A 16,278-nucleotide genomic window follows, 5' to 3' on the forward strand; every position below is an offset into this window, starting at 1 on the left:
TGGTTGGGGCAGGCTCAGGATGGCGAGGAAGCGCGCGTGGGAAGCTCGAAGATGGTGAGCTCGCGATCCTCGGTCGGGTGCCGGACGCGCAGCACGTCGATGCCGAAGACCTCGCGGATGAGCGGCTGCGCCAGTGCTTCGCGCGGCGGCGCCAGCACGTGCAGCCGGGCGTTGCTCATCACCGCGACGCTGGTGGCGAAGGGTGCCACCAACGCCAGGTCATGCAGCACGGCGACGACGGTCATGCCGAGGCCGGCGACAAGGTCGAGCAGTTCGCCGCGGGCGCGCGGGTCGAGATGGTTGGTCGGCTCGTCGAGGAACAGAATTTTCGGTTCCTGCGCGATGGCGCGGGCAAGCTGCGCGCGCTGGCGCTCGCCGCCGGAGAGCGAGCCGATGGTGCGTGCGAGCAGCGGCAAGAGCCCAGTTCGGCGCAGCGCCTCGACGACGATGTCGCGGTCGTCGTGCCGGCGCCTGAGGCCGGCATGCGGAACGCGGCCAAGCTCGACATAGTCAATGAGCGCCAGCCGTGGGTCCGGCTGATCAGTCTGGCCGACAACGGCGATGCTGAGCGCCCGCTCGGCCGCGGTTATCCTGTCCAGGCGGCGCCCGGCAAGACGCACCTCGCCGCGGCTCGGCGGCAGCGCGCCGCACAGCATGCGAAGCAGCGTCGTCTTGCCGGCGCCGTTGGGGCCGATGATGGCCAGCCGCCCGCCCGCCGCCATCGACAGGCTGACATTGTCGACCAGCGCGCGGCCATTCGCCGTCGCGCCGAGGCCACGGGCTTCGAGAAGCGCCGCGGTCATGGGCGGATGCCCGCCCGATTGCCCGGATGGTATTTCCGGGCCGCATATCCGATGGCGTGGTGGATACGATCGATGGAGCCGTCCAACATTCCGTCACTTTCCAAAATGGCGACGGAAGGATGCTGGACGAGCCGGCCGACGAGACCGGTGCCCGCGTCTCCTCCCGGCACACCCCGTCCGGTCAACTCGTGTCGATGGCAGGTCTCCTGGCTCGCGGGTCGTTGCGCCATCCGCCTTCCCAGCCTTGCCGGCCAGTGGCGTTCGGATGGAGCTCGCCGCTCACAGTTGCGGGGGCAGCCACGGGCTCGACCCGACGAGGGTCTCACCGTGTTCCCTTTTCACCCCTCGCCTTGCGGCTCGGGGACCATGACGCTGCCATCGTAGGTTGTCCGCGTGCGAGTCGCAACGGGCTGCTGCGAGAGGTCGCTGTCTCATGAATCGTCCGAACGATCTGTCTGAAGGATGCATTCCTGGTTCGCCATTTTGATATGTAATAACGTTACATACGTTTGGCATGCCGATGTCAATCCCTCCGGCGCCGCCTCACCCAAACATCGGAAAATTTTCAGAAACCGTTCGGGATTTCTCGTGCCCGAAACAGCAAGAAGATCGGGCTGGCGAAAGACAGGCCGCAACGCCCGATCCCCTCCAGCCAACACAGTTCCCGGTCGCCGCATCCTCCCGCGCGACCGCAACCTTGGTCATGGAGACAACATGATTGCCGCACTTTTTAAAGCCAGCCTTTCGGGGCATAACAAGCCGCTGAGGCGCCGCCTTGTCGCCGGCTCGATCGCAGCTCTTGCCTGCGGCGCAGCCGTGGTCTGGCACGACGCCAGAAGTGAGGCCTCGAACGCAGAACCCGCCGCGCCGGAGACCAAGCTCGTCAAGGCCATCGCGGTTGCCCCGACGCGCAACGCCGACACCCGCATCGCCATCGGCGAGATAAGGCCAAGGCTCGAAAGCGACCTCGGCTTCCGCGTGTCCGGCAAGCTGGTCGAGCGGATCGCCGAGATCGGCTCCAAGGTGAAGAAGGGCGAGGTGCTCGCCCGCATCGACGACCAGGACTATCGCAACCGGCTCGCCAGCGCCGAGGCCGACGTGGCGGCCGCGCAGGCCGTGCTGGTGGAGGCGCGCGCCGCGGAGGCCCGCATCGGCGCGCTGCTCGCCAAGGGTTTCACGACGCGCGCCAACTACGACGCCACGCTGAAGAACCTGCGCTCGGCGCAGGCCAAGCTCAAATCGGCCAACATCGCCTTCGAGATGGCGAAGGATCAGCTGAGCTATACCGAGCTGCGTGCGGAATTCGACGGCATCGTCACCGCCACCGGCGCCGAAGCCGGCCAGTCCGTCAATGTCGGGCAGATGATGGTTCGCGTTGCCGATCCGGAGAGCCGCGACGCGGTGTTCTCGATTGCGGAAGCCGCCTTCGCCAACGCGCCTGGTACCAGGCGGCCGCCGCAGGTCACGGTCTCGCTGCTCAGCAATCCGGCGATCACGGCGCTCGGCACCATTCGCGAGATTGCACCGATGGCCGACGCCGCGACGCGCACCTTCCAGGTGAAGGTCTCGCTCGAAAATGCGCCGGACGAAATGCGCTTTGGCGCGAGCGTCGCCGGTCGCGCCGAGATGGCCAGCGCGCCGGTGACGGTGCTGCCGGGCAGCGCGCTGTTCGACCAGAACGGCAAGCCGGCCGTCTGGGTGGTCACATCGTCATCGGCCGTCGAACTGAGGCCCGTCTCCGTCGCCCGCTACGAGACCGACCGCGTCGTCGTCCGCGACGGGCTTGCCAAAGGCGATCTCGTCGTCACCGCCGGCGTCAACCGGCTGCGGGAACACGAAAAAGTTCGTATCGTTGAAGGAGAAGGAAAATGACCGTGTCCAAGACAAAGGTCCTGATTGCCGGCGCCGGTCCGACCGGGCTGACGCTCGCGCTCTGGCTGACCAGGCTCGGCGTCCCGGTGCGCATCTTCGACAAGGCCGCCGCTCCCGGCGAGACCTCGCGGGCGCTTGCCGTCCAGGCGCGCACGCTGGAGTTCCACCGCCAGATCGGCATCGTCGACCACGTGCTTGCGGAGGGCGTTCGCATCGAGCGGCTCACCGTCCACACGCCGGCCGGCATAGCGGCGCGGCTGCCGCTCTCCGATTTCGGCCGCGGCATCAGCCCCTATTCCTTCGCCTTCGCCCTGCCGCAAGATATCCATGAACGTCTGTTGATCGCGCATTTGAAGCGCGCCGGCGTCGAAGTCGAGCGCAGCACGGAACTCGTCGCCTTCCAGGACAGAGGCGACGCGATCGTCGCCACGCTGAGCAAGGGAGGCCGGACCGAAACCGTCGGCGCCGCCTATCTCGCCGGTTGCGACGGCGCCCACAGCACGGTTCGACATGGGCTGAACATCGGCTTCCCTGGCGGCGCTTACGAGCAGTCCTTCTATGTCGCCGACGTGAAGGGCCGTGGCGAGATCACCCGCAACGGCATGGACACGACCGTCAGCGCCTATGGTTTCGCGATCGTCATGCCGGTCCGGCAGTCCGGTTCGGTCAGGCTGATCGGCATCGTGCCGAAGGCGCATGAAGCCGACGAGAAGATCACCTTCGAGGCGATCCGCGCCGATGTCGAGCGCGACACCGGCGTCACGGTCGACGAGGTCAACTGGTTCTCGACCTATCGCGTCCATCATCGCGTCGCCGAGCGCTTCCGCGGCGGCCGCGTGTTCCTCTGCGGCGATGCCGGCCACATCCACAGCCCCGCCGGCGGCCAGGGCATGAACACCGGCATGGGCGATGCGGTGAACCTCGCCTGGAAGCTCGCCGCCGTGGTGCAGGGCCGGGCCGATATGCGGCTGCTCGACAGCTACGAGCCGGAGCGCATCGCCTTCGCGCAGAAGCTGATCGAGAGCACCGATACCGCTTTCCGTTTCATCACCAGCCGCTCGCGGCTGATCGGCCTGTTCCGCCGCTATCTGATGCCGAAGATCCTGAACGTGCTGCTCCACACCTCGTTCGGCTCGCGCTTCTTCTTCGGCGTGATCTCGCAGGCGGCGATCGAGTATCGCGCCAGCCCGATCAGCTCGGGCACGGCGGGCAAGGTGAGCGGCGGCGACCGCCTGCCTTATGTCGCCGGCGCGAACGGCGACAATTTCGAGCCGCTGCAGTCGCTGGACTGGCAGGTCCATGTCTATGGAGAGGTGAATTGCGATTTCCGGGCGATGCTCGCGCCGAGCGGAATCCCGGTCCACGCCTTCGCCTGGTCGGACGTGGCCGAGAAGGCCGGATTGCAGCGCGACGCAGCCTATCTGGTGAGGCCGGACGGCCATGTCGCGCTCGCCTCCCCCGTCCAGGAGGCGGCCGCCTTCCAGCGCTATCTCGCCGGCCTCGCGATTCGGCCGAGAACCGCCGAGCGCGCGCCATATCGTGTGCCTGGCACCATGCACAGCCTGGCCTGAATTGCCACGGCGCCCCGCCGCGCGGCGGGCGCTGCTGACTGAACCCCAACCGTCGTTTGTTTTTCGCCAGCCGGCAGGCGCTGGCGGAGCGCGCTTTCGCGCGCCCTGAAAAGGAGCCGCATCATGACCAGCTTCAATCTTTCCGAATGGGCGCTGCGCCACCGCAGCTTCATCGTCTACCTGATGATCGCGGCCGCGCTCGCCGGCCTCTATGCCTATCGCGGCCTCGGCCGCGAGGAGGACCCGCCCTTCACCATCAAGACCATGGTGGTGAAGACGCTATGGCCCGGCGCCGGCACCAGCGACACGGTGGAGCAGATCACCGACCGCATCGAGAAGAAGCTCGAGGAGCTGCCGGACCTCGACTACGTCAAGAGCTACACCAAGCCCGGCGAGTCCGTCGTCTTCGTTAACCTCAAGGACACGGTCGCCGGCGACCAGGTGCAGCCGCTCTGGTACCAGGTGCGCAAAAAGCTCGACGACATCAAGCCGACCTTGCCGTCCGGCGTCCAGGGCCCGTTCTACAACGACGAGTTCGGCGACACCTATTCGCTGATCTATGCGCTCACCTCCGACAGCCTCAGCCATCGTGAGCTGAAGGACCTGGCCAGCAGCCTGCGCGCCGGGCTGCTCACCGTGAAGGACGTCGCCAAGGTCGATCTGATCGGCCAGCAGGACGAGAAGATCTATCTTGAATTCTCGACCCAGAAGGTCGCCGCGCTCGGCCTCGATGTCGGCACGCTGTCGCAGGCGCTGCAGGCGCAGAACGCGCTGACGCCCAGCGGTACGGTCGATGCCGGCCCCGAGCGCATCGCCATCCGTGTCTCCGGCAGCTTCACCTCCGAGGAGAGCCTGAAGGCCATCAACTTCTACGCCAACGGGCATTATTTCCGGCTGGGCGACGTAGCCGAGGTCAAGCGCGCCTATTCCGACCCGCCGCAGCCGATGTTCCGCTTCAGCGGCAAGCCTGCCGTCGGCATCGCCATCTCGATGACCGCGGGCGGCGACGCGCTGGCGCTCGGCGAGAACGTCAAGGACAAGATGCATGAGATGGAGGCCGAGCTGCCGCTCGGCGCCGAGGTTGGCCTGGTCGCCGACCAGTCGCATGTCGTGGAAGAATCTGTCGGCGAGTTCACCAAGAGCCTCGGCGAGGCGATCGCCATCGTGCTTGCCGTCTCCTTGCTGGCACTCGGCTGGCGCCCTGGTGTCGTGGTGGCCATCGCCATCCCGCTGGTGCTGGCCATTACCTTCGTCACCATGGAGTATTTCGGCATCTCGCTGCAGCGCATCTCGCTCGGCGCGCTAATCATCGCGCTCGGGCTCCTGGTCGACGATGCCATGATCGCGGTCGAGATGATGATCTCGCGCATGGAGGAAGGCCACGACAAGATCTCGGCCGCCACCCATGCCTACACGTCGACCGCCTTCCCGATGCTCACCGGCACGCTGGTGACGATCGCCGGCTTCGTGCCGGTCGGCTTCGCCAAGAGCGGTGCCGGCGAATACTGCTTCTCGCTGTTCGCGGTCGTGGCAATCGCGCTCGTCGTCTCCTGGGTGGTGGCGGTGCTGTTCACGCCGCTCACCGGCGTTGCGCTCCTGCCGGACCGCATCAAGGGCCATGGCAGCCATCAGCCGTCACGCATCGCGCGCGGCTTCCAGGCGCTGCTCGAGATGGCGATGCGGGCGAAATGGCTGGTGCTGTCGGCGACGGCGGGGCTGTTCGCGCTCTCGGTCGTGGCCATGGGCTTTGTCGGCCAGGAGTTCTTCCCGAAGTCCGACCGGCCCGAGGTGATGGTCGACCTGACCTTGCCGCGCACCGCCTCGATCAAGTCGACGGATGCCGTCGTCGAGCGCGTCGAGAAGCTGCTTGCCGCCGATCCTAACATCGACCACTGGAGCTTCTATGTCGGCCAGGGTGCGGTGCGCTTCTACCTGCCGCTCGACGCACAGCTCGCCAACGACTTCTTCGCCCAGGCCGTCGTGGTGACCAAGGGGCACGCAGTGCGCCAGGCCGTCATCGACCGGCTGGAGAAGGAGCTGTCGACCGGCTTCGACGACGTCATGGCCCGCGTCACGCCGCTGGAGCTCGGTCCGCCGGTCGGCTGGCCGCTGAAGTTCCGCGTCAGCGGTCCGGATCCGGACAAGACGCGCAGCCTGGCGCAGCAGTTCGCGCAGGTGCTGGGCAGCGATGCGGCGGTGCGCAACATCAACTACGACTGGAACGAGCCGGCCAAGGTCATCAAGGTCGAGGTCGACCAGGACCGGGCGCGAGCGCTGGGCATCTCATCGCAGCAGCTGTCGGAGACGATCAACGCGGTGCTGTCGGGCTCGAAGATCACGCAGATGCGCGACGACACCTACCTCGTCGACATCGTCGCCCGGGCGGTGGAGACCGAACGTGCCAGCATTGACACGCTGCGCGGCCTGACGATCAGCGCGTCGGGCGGACGCCGCGTGCCGCTCGAGCAGGTGGCCAAGCTCAGCTACCAGACCGAGCCGCCGCTGATCTGGCGCCGCGGCCGGTTGCCGACCGTGACCGTGCAGGCCGACGTCGCGCCTGGCAACAACGCTGCCTCGGTGACCCGGAGACTGGACAAGGCGATCGCCGCCTTCAAAGCGGAGCTGCCGGCCCGCTACAGCGTCGAGCAGGGCGGCGTGATCGAGGACAGCGCCAAGGCGCAGGCCAGCATCTTCGTGGTCTTCCCGCTGATGCTGTTCGTCATGGCAACGGTGCTCATGATCCAGCTGATGAGCTTCCAGCGCCTGGTGCTGGTGCTGCTCACCGCGCCGCTGGCCCTCATCGGCGTTGCCGGCGCCCTGCTCTTGTCGGGCGCGCCGATGGGCTTCGTCGCTATCCTCGGCGTGATGTCGCTGATCGGCATGGTGATCCGCAACTCGGTCATCCTGATCGCGCAGATCGACCAGCACCTCGCCGCCGGCGAGGAGCCGTGGGCGGCGGTGATCAGCGCCACCACGCACCGGTTGCGGCCGATCCTGCTCACGGCGGCGGCCGCCATCCTCGGCATGATCCCGATCGCGCCGACCGTGTTCTGGGGGCCGATGGCCTATGCGGTGATGGGCGGGCTGATGGTGGCAACCGTGCTGACGCTGGTCTTCCTGCCGACGCTCTACGTCGCCTGGTTCGGCATCAAGGCGCCGGCTGGGCGGCCGGCGGCGACCTCAGCCAATGCATCGCCGGTGGCGCTGTCCGGCGGCGATGCGGTTCCCGATCTCACGGGCGCGCCGGCCTGACCGGCGTGCCGATGGAGGATCCCCGCCCGGCGGGGAGCGCGTTCGCGCGGCGCCGGGCAAACCTACCACTCAACCCGAAATGCAAAGGAGCAATGGAAATGACGCATCCGCATGAAACTTCCAGTCTGGCGCGTGCCGCGGCCCCTTCCCGCCGCAAGGCGAGCCAGAAGATCGGCTTGGCCGCACTCGGCCTCGTCATCGCTGCCACCGATCTCGGCGGTCTCGCGCCGTTCTCCCTCGTGAGTGAAGCGCAGGCTCGCATCGGCGCGCCCTGGACGCCGCGCAGCGCAGCCGGCGTCGCGCGCCGCACGACGACGTGGCGCGTGCTGAGGCACACCACCGCCTGGGTCGCCACGCTGCCGGCAGGCTGCGTCCGCACCAAGGTCAACGGCTTCGACGTCTGGCGCTGCGGCGGCACCTACTACCGGCTCTATCAGGGCCGCTATATCGTGGTCGTCGTCGATTGACCGGCGGACGTTCCAACGCCGAGGGCAAGCCTGACGCCCTCGGCGAGATGCTCGGCATCGGCCGGATTTTCAAACGGCACGCCGCGCAACGCGTAATCGAGCGGAGAGAACGGTTCGCCTTCCTCGATGAGGGCGATCTGCCGGCGCGCCCGCTCGATATCGCCCATCTGGGCATAGCAGGCCGCGAGCCTTGTCCTGATCCAGGGCGCCGGGCGCGTCGCCAGTTCCAGCGCTTCCGCCGCCTGGCGGTATTCGCCCATCATGTAGAGCGCCAGCGCACGGTCGAACTGATACCAGTGCGGATGCAAGGGATCGATGCGGATGCCGCGCGCCAGCCAGGTCAGCGCCTCGAGCGGGCGACCGCGCATGGTGAGCAGCATGCCCATCTGCTCGATGCTGTCGGCGTCATAAGGGTTGAGCTGCAGCGCGATGCGCATGTGATGCTCGGCCGCCACGTGGTCGCGCATATAGAGGCGGATCAGCGACTGGACGCGATGCCCGGTCGGCTGGTCCGGCGACAAGGCCAGTCCCTTGTCGGCGAGGTCGCGCGCGTTTTCCAGGACGGCGTCGCTGGCGCGTCCGAACTCCCCGTCCAGTGCGCGCGCCAAAGCGAGATAGGTGTAGGCCAATCCGTAATTCGGGTCCTTGGCGATGGCCGCCTCGAACAAGGCCTCCGCGCCGCGCTGGTCGGTCTGGGCCGGGTCGCGCAGCAGCGCGAAGCCGCGCAGCAGAAGCTCATAGGCGGCAAGGCTGGTCACCGGCTTGCGCGAGGCCTGCTCCAGGCCGGCATTGGTGACGCGGGTGACCAGGCGGCTGACGATCTGCTCGACGATCTCGCGCTCGACCGCGAACAGGCCGGCGCCCTGAGACTGGTAGCGGTCGCCCCAGAGCTGGCTGGCGGTGGCGATGTCGACGAGGCTGACGGCCACCACGACATGCTCGCCCTGCCGGCGCAGCGACCCCTCGACCAGATAATCGGCGCCGATGCGGGCGCGGATCTGGGACCACTCGGCGCGTCCGAAGGACGCGAATGAAAAACTCGAATTGCGTGCCAGTACGGTAACCGTGCCGAAGCGCGCCACGCCGTTGATGATGTCCTCGGCAAAGCCGTCGACCATCGCCTCGTCGGCCGGATCGCCGCTGTCGTTGCGGAAGCGCACCACGGCCACGATCGGCTGCGTGCTGATCTCGGGCGCTGCCTGCGCCTCGGCGGCAAGCATGTAGCCGCGTTTCGAGACCGTGCGCACCATATCGTCGCCCAGCACCTTGCGGATCTCGCGGATCGATTGGGTGAGCGAATCCTCGGTGACATAGACGCCCGGCCAGACGACATCCATCAGCTCCGATTTCGGAACGACGCGGCCCATATTGCGGGCGAGGTGCGAAAGCAGCGCGTAGGCTTTCGGCCGGAGGTAGAGCGGCTCGTTGACGCCGCACAGCGTCCCCCTGGCAAGGTCGAGTGTGAACCCGCCAAAGCGGAAGACCTGATCGGCCGTCGCCGTCGTCATCGGGACACCCTTCTCGGGCTCGCGCATGATGCCCGGTCGATCCCACTCGACCGGGCATGCGCGTTGCCATTATTGCCCACTGCGCAATTTCGATCAAACTGGCTGTCGATGCGGTGGCTAGTGTCGCCCCGCCAATTGCGAGGCCCAATGAACCCGACCGAGAAAGCGCTCTGGTTTGTCGAAAGCCATCTGCCGGATGCGATTTCGCTGGACGATGTCGCGGCAAGCAGCGGCGTGTCGCGCTTCCACGTGACGCGCGCCTTCGGCGCCGCCACCGGCCGGTCGGTCATGGGCTATATGCGGGCGCGCCGGCTCAGCGAAGCGGCGCGCAAGCTCGCCGGTGGGGCGCCCGATATTCTGAGCGTCGCGCTCGATGCCGGCTACGGATCGCATGAGGCTTTCACGCGGGCCTTCCGCGACCAGTTCGGCACCACGCCGGAACTGGTGCGCGCCGAGAGCTCGACCAAAAACCTCGACCTCGTGGAGCCCATCCTCATGGACAGTTCGCTTCTCGCCACGCTCGAGCCGCCGCGCTTCGAGACCAGCCGGCCGTTCCTCATCGCCGGGCTCGGCGAGCGCTACAGTTGCGAATCCAGCGCCGGCATCCCGACGCAGTGGCAGCGCTTCGGCCCCTATATCGGCAACATTCCCGGCCAGATCGGCAACGTCGCGTACGGCGCCTGCGTCAACGGCGACGACGTCGGCAATTTCGACTACGTCGCCGGCGTAGAGGTCGCCGATTTCTCGGATCTGCCAAAGGACTTCTGCCGGGTCAGAGTGCCGGCGCAGAAATACGCCGTGTTCGCGCATCGCGAGCACATCTCGACCATCCGCCGCACCGTCAACACGATCTGGAACAAATGGCTGCCGGCCTCCGGCCATGAGATCGCCGACGCGCCGGAGTTCGAGCGCTACGGGCCAGAGTTCGATCCGCACAGCGGCAATGGCGGACTGGAAATCTGGGTGCCAGTCAAAGCCTGAGACGCCTTCCCCTTCTCCCCTTGTGGGAGAAGGTGGATCGGCGCGCAGCGCCGAGACGGTTGAGGGGTGTTCCAGCGGAGTGAGACGCTGGCTTTCCCTGGAACACCCCTCATCCGACCGAGCTTCGCTCGGCCACCTGCTCCCACAAGGGGAGAAGGCAAGAATTAGAGTTCCAGATTCCAGGTCTGGCCGACGAGGTCCTTGCCAAAGGAATGGTGGCGCTCTTCCTCAACCAGCTTGAAGCCTGCCGCCTGGTAGATGCGGCGGGCCGAACCAAGAATGTCATTGGTCCACAGCGTCAGCGTCTTGTAGCCCTTGGCGCGCGAAAAGGCGATGCATTCATCGACCAGCCGCCCGCCGATGCCCAAGCCGCGCGCCGACGGCTCGACGTAGAGCAACCTGAGCTTCGCCACCTTGGGCGACTTGCGCACGACGAAGACGGAGCCGACCACCTCGCCCTCCCTCTCGGCGACCCAGCTGCGCTCCCATTGCGGGACGAAATTCTTGACGAACTCGCCGAGGATTTCGGCGACCAGCGCCTCATAGGTTTCGTCCCAGCCATAGTCCTGCGCGTAGAGCAGGCCCTGGCGGTGCGTGATCCAGCCGATATCGCCGACCTGCAGCGGACGCAGGATATAGGGCACCTTGGGTTCGGGTTTGTCGCCAAGCAGGTCCTGCACCGTGCGCATCGCTTTGACCAGCCGTTCCTGATCGACGGGCGCCAGACGATCGAGCAGCGCGCGCACCTGGTCGTGCGAATCCTGGTTGAGCGGCGCGAAAGCCTCCCTGCCCGCGGACGTGATCGTGATCGAGGCGCGGCGCGCATCGGCCTCGGTGGCGGCGCGCTCGACCAGGCCGCGGTCCTCGAATTTCTTCAACAGCCGGCTGACATAGCCGGGATCGAGGCCCAGATCGCGCACCAGATCGCTGGCAACGAGCCCATCGCGATGGGCAAGCTCATAAAGCACCCGGGCCTCAGTCAGCGAAAAGGCGCTTTTGAGCCAGCCTTCATCGAGCACGCCGATCTGGCGGGTGTAGAAGCGGTTGAAAGCGCGCACCGCGTCTATGCGCTCCTTGCCGGGATGATCGTGGATCGTCATGGAAACTCCTCCTGTCCTGGACAGGATCAATCATTTAGTTGACTGAGTCAATGAAATGGTTGCATACACCTTCGTCATTCTAGGGCGGAGCAAGGAGCGAAGCGACGCGCGCAGACCCTAGAATCCATGCCGTGACCTACAAGCGCCGCAACGGTGCAGAACCTTGGCACTGGAACGCCGAGACGCCGGCATAGGATACCTTCTTCTGCACCGTATTTGTTCTACGGTAGGCGGAACGGCATGGATTCTAGGGTCTGCGCTCCGCTTCGCGTCGCTCCGCCCTAGAATGACGACCTCAAGGTCCCCGGCGCTAGTCGCGAGTGCCTGAAGCGCTCCCTCACCCCATCGGCAGCGCCGGCCAGAACTCCACGATCCGTCCCGCTGAAAACACCGCAATCGAACCAAAATGCTGCAGCACCGCCTCGCTCTGCGTCGGCCGCAGGAAAGCATAGTCGCCGGGCTTCACGTCCGCCCCGGCAGGCAACCCCATGAACTGCTGATTGGACGACAACCCGATCAACCCGTTCGGCTTCATGCCTTCAGGGAACACCGGCTCGGCCATCCATTTGCCGCCATAGAGATAGCAGCCCTTGCGCGGGAACAGACCGAGCGCCTGCAGCGTCCTCGAAATCGCCGCGGGACCGGGCAATACCGGATCGACCGCCTTCAGAATCGGCGTCGCGATGAAGGCCGCCGGTTGGAAGCCGTCGAGGCCGGGCGTGTCGAAATCGCTGGGCAGCACGAAGGCGGAGCCGATCGACACTTCGTTCGCGACCCCGCCACCATGCAGCAGTGCCGTCTTCGAGCCGCCGATGTTGAGGATGCGGCGCTGGTCCGGATCGAGGGCGGCGACGAATTCGGCGGCCTTGGCCGACGCCTGCTTCAGAGCCTTGGCCGCACCACCGAACAGTCCGGGGATTTCCGGCGCATGCGCCTCATAGGCCATGACGCCTTCGCAGCGCAGGCCCTTGGGGATCGTCAGCGCCCTGATTCCGGCGGGACTGGAAAAGCCGCCGCGATGCAGGCCGACATCGATCTCGAAGGCGAAGCGCAATTCGGTGTCGAGCGCGGCGGCGAGCGCGCCAAATTCGGCCAGGCGCTCCGGCGTGTCGATCAGCCAGCAGACCCGCGACCACCAGCCGGCGCCGCCCCGGGTGAGCGCAGCCTTGGCAGCACCCAGCGGCATCGGCTTGCCGTAAAGCAGATCCCCTTCCGGAAAGGCGTCTAGCACGGCCTGCGTCACCGGCGGGTGGAAGGTCATGAAGCGGCTGGTTTCGAGCGCTCTCGCAATGTGCGAAAGCAGCGGCACGCAAGGCAGCGACTTGTCGACCAGGCGCACCGCAAGGCCGGGCGCCAACCTCCGCTTCACCAGCGCGATATTGCCATCCAGCCGATCGCGGTCGAGCACCAGGCAGGGCCGAAAAATCTCCGCCGCCTTCAGCGCTTTCGACAACTCGGCGAAATACGCGCTCATCGTTGGATGCCAAAAGGACCGGGCTCGATGCCGAACAGGCCGGCCATATAGGGCGACACGAAACGGTTTTCCGGATCGATGTCGCGGCGCACCGCCATCGCCTCATCCCAGCGCGGATAGAGTTTTCTGAAATCCGCCGCCTTGAGGCTATGCATCTTTCCCCAATGCGGCCTACCGCCATATTTCAAGAAGATAGGTTCGGCGGCGCGCATGAAGGGCAGCGGATCGTTCGCCGCATCGTGGTGGATGGCGATCGAGCAGGTCAGCCTTTTGTGAAAGGGCGAAAGCCAGAAATCGTCGGGCGCCACCGAACGCACCTCCATCGGGAAATAGACTTCCGGAAAGTGCTTCTCCGTCAGCTCGATGATCTCGGCCAACGCCTTCGGGCCTTCCTCGAAAGGCAGGTGATATTCCATCTCGTTGAACTTTGTCCGGCGGTCGCTGGCGTAGACGTTGAGCCAGTCCTGCACATAATCCTCGGCGGGCACCTTTTTCACCGCGCCCTTGATCAGCGCGCGGCGCAGCCACGGCAGCCAGCGCAGCGCCGTGCGCAGCTTGCGCAACGTCGCCAGCCCCTCCTCGTCGTCCTCCGTCGGCCGCGGCGTGGGCGCGGCGTCGCTCAAGTCGCTGGCGATGAACTGCGCGTAGCCGGAGAACGGGATGTAGTAGAACTCCGCCGAGCGATGCGCGGCCATCATCGTCTGAAAATCGCGCAGCATGTCGCCGATCGGCAGCGCCCGTTTGCGGCGGCGCAGCCGGTAGGTCGGGATGTTGTTCATCGTCACTTCGGTGAGCACGCCGAAGGCGCCGAGCGCGACGCCGGTGGCGTGGATCATGTCCTGATCCCCTGCCCGGCTATATTCGCGCAACTTACCCTGCCCGTCGACGAACTGCACCGTTTCCAGTTGCGTATGATAGGCGCCGAGCGTCGGGCCAGAGCCATGCGTGGCGGTGCCCAGCGCGCCGCCGATCGCCTGGCGGTCGATATCGCCCATATTGGGCAAGCCCTGGCCGATGCCTTGCAGGATGTGCATCAGGGCGCCGAGCCGCGTGCCTGCCCCCACCCTTGCTCGATTGGTTGCGGGGTCATGAGAGACGAGCCCCTCGATCTTCTCCAGCGAGACGATGGTGCCGTCCGACTGCACCAGTGGCGTGAAGGAATGGCCGGCGCCGGCGACCCGCAGCGGACCGGGCGCCGAGCGCACCAGCTCTGCCAGCTCACCGGCGTCGGTGGGTGTGGCGATCAGCTTCGGCGCGGCCTTCACGAAGCCCGACCAGTTGCTCCAGGCGTTTGCCACCGTCACCTCCCGCTCAGACTGGAATGCGGCGCCGCGCGACCAGCACGAAAACGCCGAGCAGCGCGACGCTGGCCAGCGCGCTTGCCGCGGCGAATTCCGGCACGGGACGGAAGTTTTCGCCCTCGATCAGCAGCGAAGCGGCGATCGGGCCGATGGCGAGGCCGAAGAGCTGCGCGGCCGGTACGAGGAGTACAGCCGTTCGCGTCTCGTCGGCCGTGATCGCCAGACGGATCTGGTAAGGCACGATGAAGAGCAGGATGAAGCCCATCACCAACGCCATCGCCCAGAACACGGAAAGCCCCGGGCCGGAGGCAAGCAGCGCGGAGCTGACCGCCGCCACGACACCGATGATGGTTATGGCGAAGCGATAGTCGATGCGCGCTTCAAAGACGGTCGCCGTCATGGCACCCACCACCTGCGTGGCGAGGCTTGCCGAAACCATCAGGCCGACGGTGCGGCCATCGATGCCGAACTCAGCGCCGAGCGGCTCGAGAAAAGCCCAGACGGCGCCGAAGAACATGAAGTAGCAGAAGATCGACAGCAGCGCCGTGATCGCCGGCACGGTGAGCACATCGGCAAAATGCTCTTCCTTCGGCAGGTCGGCATAATCGTCCGGCACCGTCCAGGCGGCGACCAGCGACAGAAGGCAGACGACGCCGAGCGCGATGAAGCCGCCGGCCGAGCCGGCCGCCGGCACTGCGTAGAGCGCAAGCAGCAGCGCCAGCGCGCATTGCGCCAGCGTCTGCAGCGTCACGAAATAGCCGCCGACGCGCTCGGCCCGGCGCGAGCGGGCGATCAGCTCGGTGGCGACGGCGACCAGTCCGCCCTCCGCCAAGCCTGCGAGAGTACGAGCACCGATCAGCGCATTCGGGCTGCCGGCATAGGCCGCCCAGAAATTGGCGAGCGCCAGCAGGACCAGAAGTAAAGCGCTCTTCCAGCGCATGTTGCGCGCCGGCAAGAGCATCGCCACGATCGCCGACCCGATGGCGATCGCGATCATCTCGGCGGTGGCGACCAGCGCCAGCTCGTCGCCGGTGACATGGCCTTCCGTGTAAAGCGCGCCGAGCAGCACCGGCTGCAGCCCGAGAATGAGCAGACCGACGGAGCCGATCCACAGCGCCGAGGCAAGCTGCAGGCCGGTCGGGTTGCCGACAAGCCAGTCGCCCTCTTCCACATGCCTGGCATCGGTGACAGTCACGAGGCGCCTCCCTTGCAGCCCTCACGAAAAGCTGACAAGTTATCAGCATTTCACGAAACTGATACTTGATCAGTTTCCTGTCAACCGAGAATTCACAGCTTCCGCGCAAGATTTGGTTGATGAGGCAAGCAAGGCGAAAGACGACGGAACCACGGCGCATGCCCAAGCAAGAGCGCAGCCGCGAACGGATCGACGCGATCCTCGCCACGACTATGCGGCTGATCGGCGAAAAAGGCATCGACGCGGTGACGATGAAGGAAGTCGGCGCGCTGGCCGGCGGACCGATCGCCACGGTCTACCATTACTTCCCGAGCAAATCGGCGATCCTGGCGATGCTCTATGAACGTTTTTCCGAGGAAAGCCGCGCGCGCTTTGGGGCGATCATTGCCGAAATCCGAGGGCTGGACGACGTGATGGCGGCGGCCGACCGCCTGCTCGACGACTATTATGCCCGTGTCGCAGCGGACCCGGCTATCCAGGACCTGCAGAACGCCATCCAGGCCGACAAAGCGCTGCAGCATCTCGATATCGCCGAGACCAAGCATCAGGCGAAGATGTTCTGCGACCATGTGGCACCGATGCTGAAACCTGAGCAGCGCGAGGCGTTCGGGCGCGTGGTGTTCCTCATCTTCCAGCTCGCCGGCGGCGTCGTGCGGCTGGCGCTGACGCAGGACGAGGAAGAAGGCCGGCGCACGATCGAGGATTATCGGTCGATCATCCATGCGCAGTTGCGGTTGTTTTTGTAGGTAGGTTC

At 66.2% G+C, this 16,278-nt stretch carries 12 protein-coding genes and 1 riboswitch; of the genes, 6 read left to right on the top strand and 6 right to left on the bottom strand.

What is annotated here, in order from left to right; genetic code table 11:
• Window positions 1-14: 14 nt before the first annotated feature.
• Window positions 15-803: an ABC transporter ATP-binding protein gene (locus tag EJ071_RS27365; protein WP_126100639.1), complete on the bottom strand. Its 789-nt coding sequence runs from the start codon at window positions 801-803 to the stop codon at window positions 15-17.
• Window positions 804-981: 178 nt separating this feature from the next.
• A riboswitch (cobalamin riboswitch) is annotated at window positions 982-1,187 on the bottom strand.
• A gap of 330 nt (window positions 1,188-1,517) precedes the next feature.
• Here EJ071_RS27365 and EJ071_RS27370 point away from each other — a divergent pair.
• From EJ071_RS27370 to EJ071_RS27385, 4 genes are all read left to right on the top strand, one after another.
• Window positions 1,518-2,675: an efflux RND transporter periplasmic adaptor subunit gene (locus EJ071_RS27370; RefSeq protein ID WP_126100640.1), complete on the top strand. Its 1,158-nt coding sequence runs from the start codon at window positions 1,518-1,520 to the stop codon at window positions 2,673-2,675.
• Window positions 2,672-4,246 carry an FAD-dependent monooxygenase gene (locus EJ071_RS27375; protein ID WP_126100641.1) on the top strand — a complete coding sequence of 525 codons (1,575 nt, stop codon included), beginning with the start codon at window positions 2,672-2,674 and terminating at the stop codon, window positions 4,244-4,246. Before EJ071_RS27370 ends, EJ071_RS27375 begins: the two co-directional genes overlap by 4 nt.
• Window positions 4,247-4,369: 123 nt before the next feature.
• Window positions 4,370-7,498: an efflux RND transporter permease subunit gene (locus EJ071_RS27380; protein ID WP_281058879.1), complete on the top strand. Its 3,129-nt coding sequence runs from the start codon at window positions 4,370-4,372 to the stop codon at window positions 7,496-7,498.
• A gap of 98 nt (window positions 7,499-7,596) precedes the next feature.
• Window positions 7,597-7,965 (top strand): hypothetical protein, encoded by a 369-nt coding sequence (locus EJ071_RS27385; RefSeq protein ID WP_126100643.1) that lies wholly within the window; start codon window positions 7,597-7,599, stop codon window positions 7,963-7,965.
• On the opposite strand, the gene EJ071_RS27390 is transcribed toward EJ071_RS27385, so the two are convergent.
• A complete protein-coding gene (locus tag EJ071_RS27390; protein WP_245459984.1) occupies window positions 7,941-9,500 on the bottom strand; it encodes a winged helix-turn-helix domain-containing protein in 1,560 nt (519 codons plus the stop codon). The genes EJ071_RS27385 and EJ071_RS27390 overlap by 25 nt on opposite strands.
• A 120-nt stretch (window positions 9,501-9,620) precedes the next feature.
• Here EJ071_RS27390 and EJ071_RS27395 point away from each other — a divergent pair, with 120 nt between their 5' ends.
• On the top strand, window positions 9,621-10,454 hold the full coding sequence (locus EJ071_RS27395; protein ID WP_126100644.1) for an AraC family transcriptional regulator: 834 nt from the start codon (window positions 9,621-9,623) through the stop codon (window positions 10,452-10,454).
• 164 nt (window positions 10,455-10,618) lie between these two features.
• Here the strand turns inward: EJ071_RS27395 and EJ071_RS27400 are convergent, their stop codons facing one another.
• The 4 genes from EJ071_RS27400 to EJ071_RS27415 all read right to left on the bottom strand — a co-directional run bounded on the left by EJ071_RS27400 (window position 10,619) and on the right by EJ071_RS27415 (window position 15,524).
• The gene (locus tag EJ071_RS27400) at window positions 10,619-11,554 is read right to left on the bottom strand and encodes a bifunctional helix-turn-helix transcriptional regulator/GNAT family N-acetyltransferase (protein ID WP_126100645.1); all 936 of its coding nucleotides are present in this window, start codon (window positions 11,552-11,554) and stop codon (window positions 10,619-10,621) included.
• 337 nt (window positions 11,555-11,891) lie between these two features.
• Complete coding sequence (locus EJ071_RS27405; protein WP_126100646.1) at window positions 11,892-13,028, bottom strand: alanine racemase; 1,137 nt, start codon at window positions 13,026-13,028, stop codon at window positions 11,892-11,894.
• Window positions 13,025-14,326: a D-arabinono-1,4-lactone oxidase gene (locus EJ071_RS27410; RefSeq protein ID WP_126100647.1), complete on the bottom strand. Its 1,302-nt coding sequence runs from the start codon at window positions 14,324-14,326 to the stop codon at window positions 13,025-13,027. The genes EJ071_RS27405 and EJ071_RS27410 overlap by 4 nt, the downstream gene beginning before the upstream one ends.
• 13 nt (window positions 14,327-14,339) lie before the next feature.
• A complete protein-coding gene (locus tag EJ071_RS27415) occupies window positions 14,340-15,524 on the bottom strand; it encodes an MFS transporter (protein ID WP_126100648.1) in 1,185 nt (394 codons plus the stop codon).
• A 119-nt stretch (window positions 15,525-15,643) separates the two neighbouring features.
• On the opposite strand from EJ071_RS27415, the gene EJ071_RS27420 reads away from it, so the two are divergent.
• Window positions 15,644-16,270 (top strand): TetR/AcrR family transcriptional regulator, encoded by a 627-nt coding sequence (locus tag EJ071_RS27420; protein WP_126100649.1) that lies wholly within the window; start codon window positions 15,644-15,646, stop codon window positions 16,268-16,270.
• Window positions 16,271-16,278: the final 8 nt, after the last annotated feature.

The sequence above is a fragment of the Mesorhizobium sp. M1B.F.Ca.ET.045.04.1.1 genome (assembly GCF_003952465.1).
Taxonomy (GTDB): Bacteria; Pseudomonadota; Alphaproteobacteria; order Rhizobiales; family Rhizobiaceae; genus Mesorhizobium; species Mesorhizobium shonense.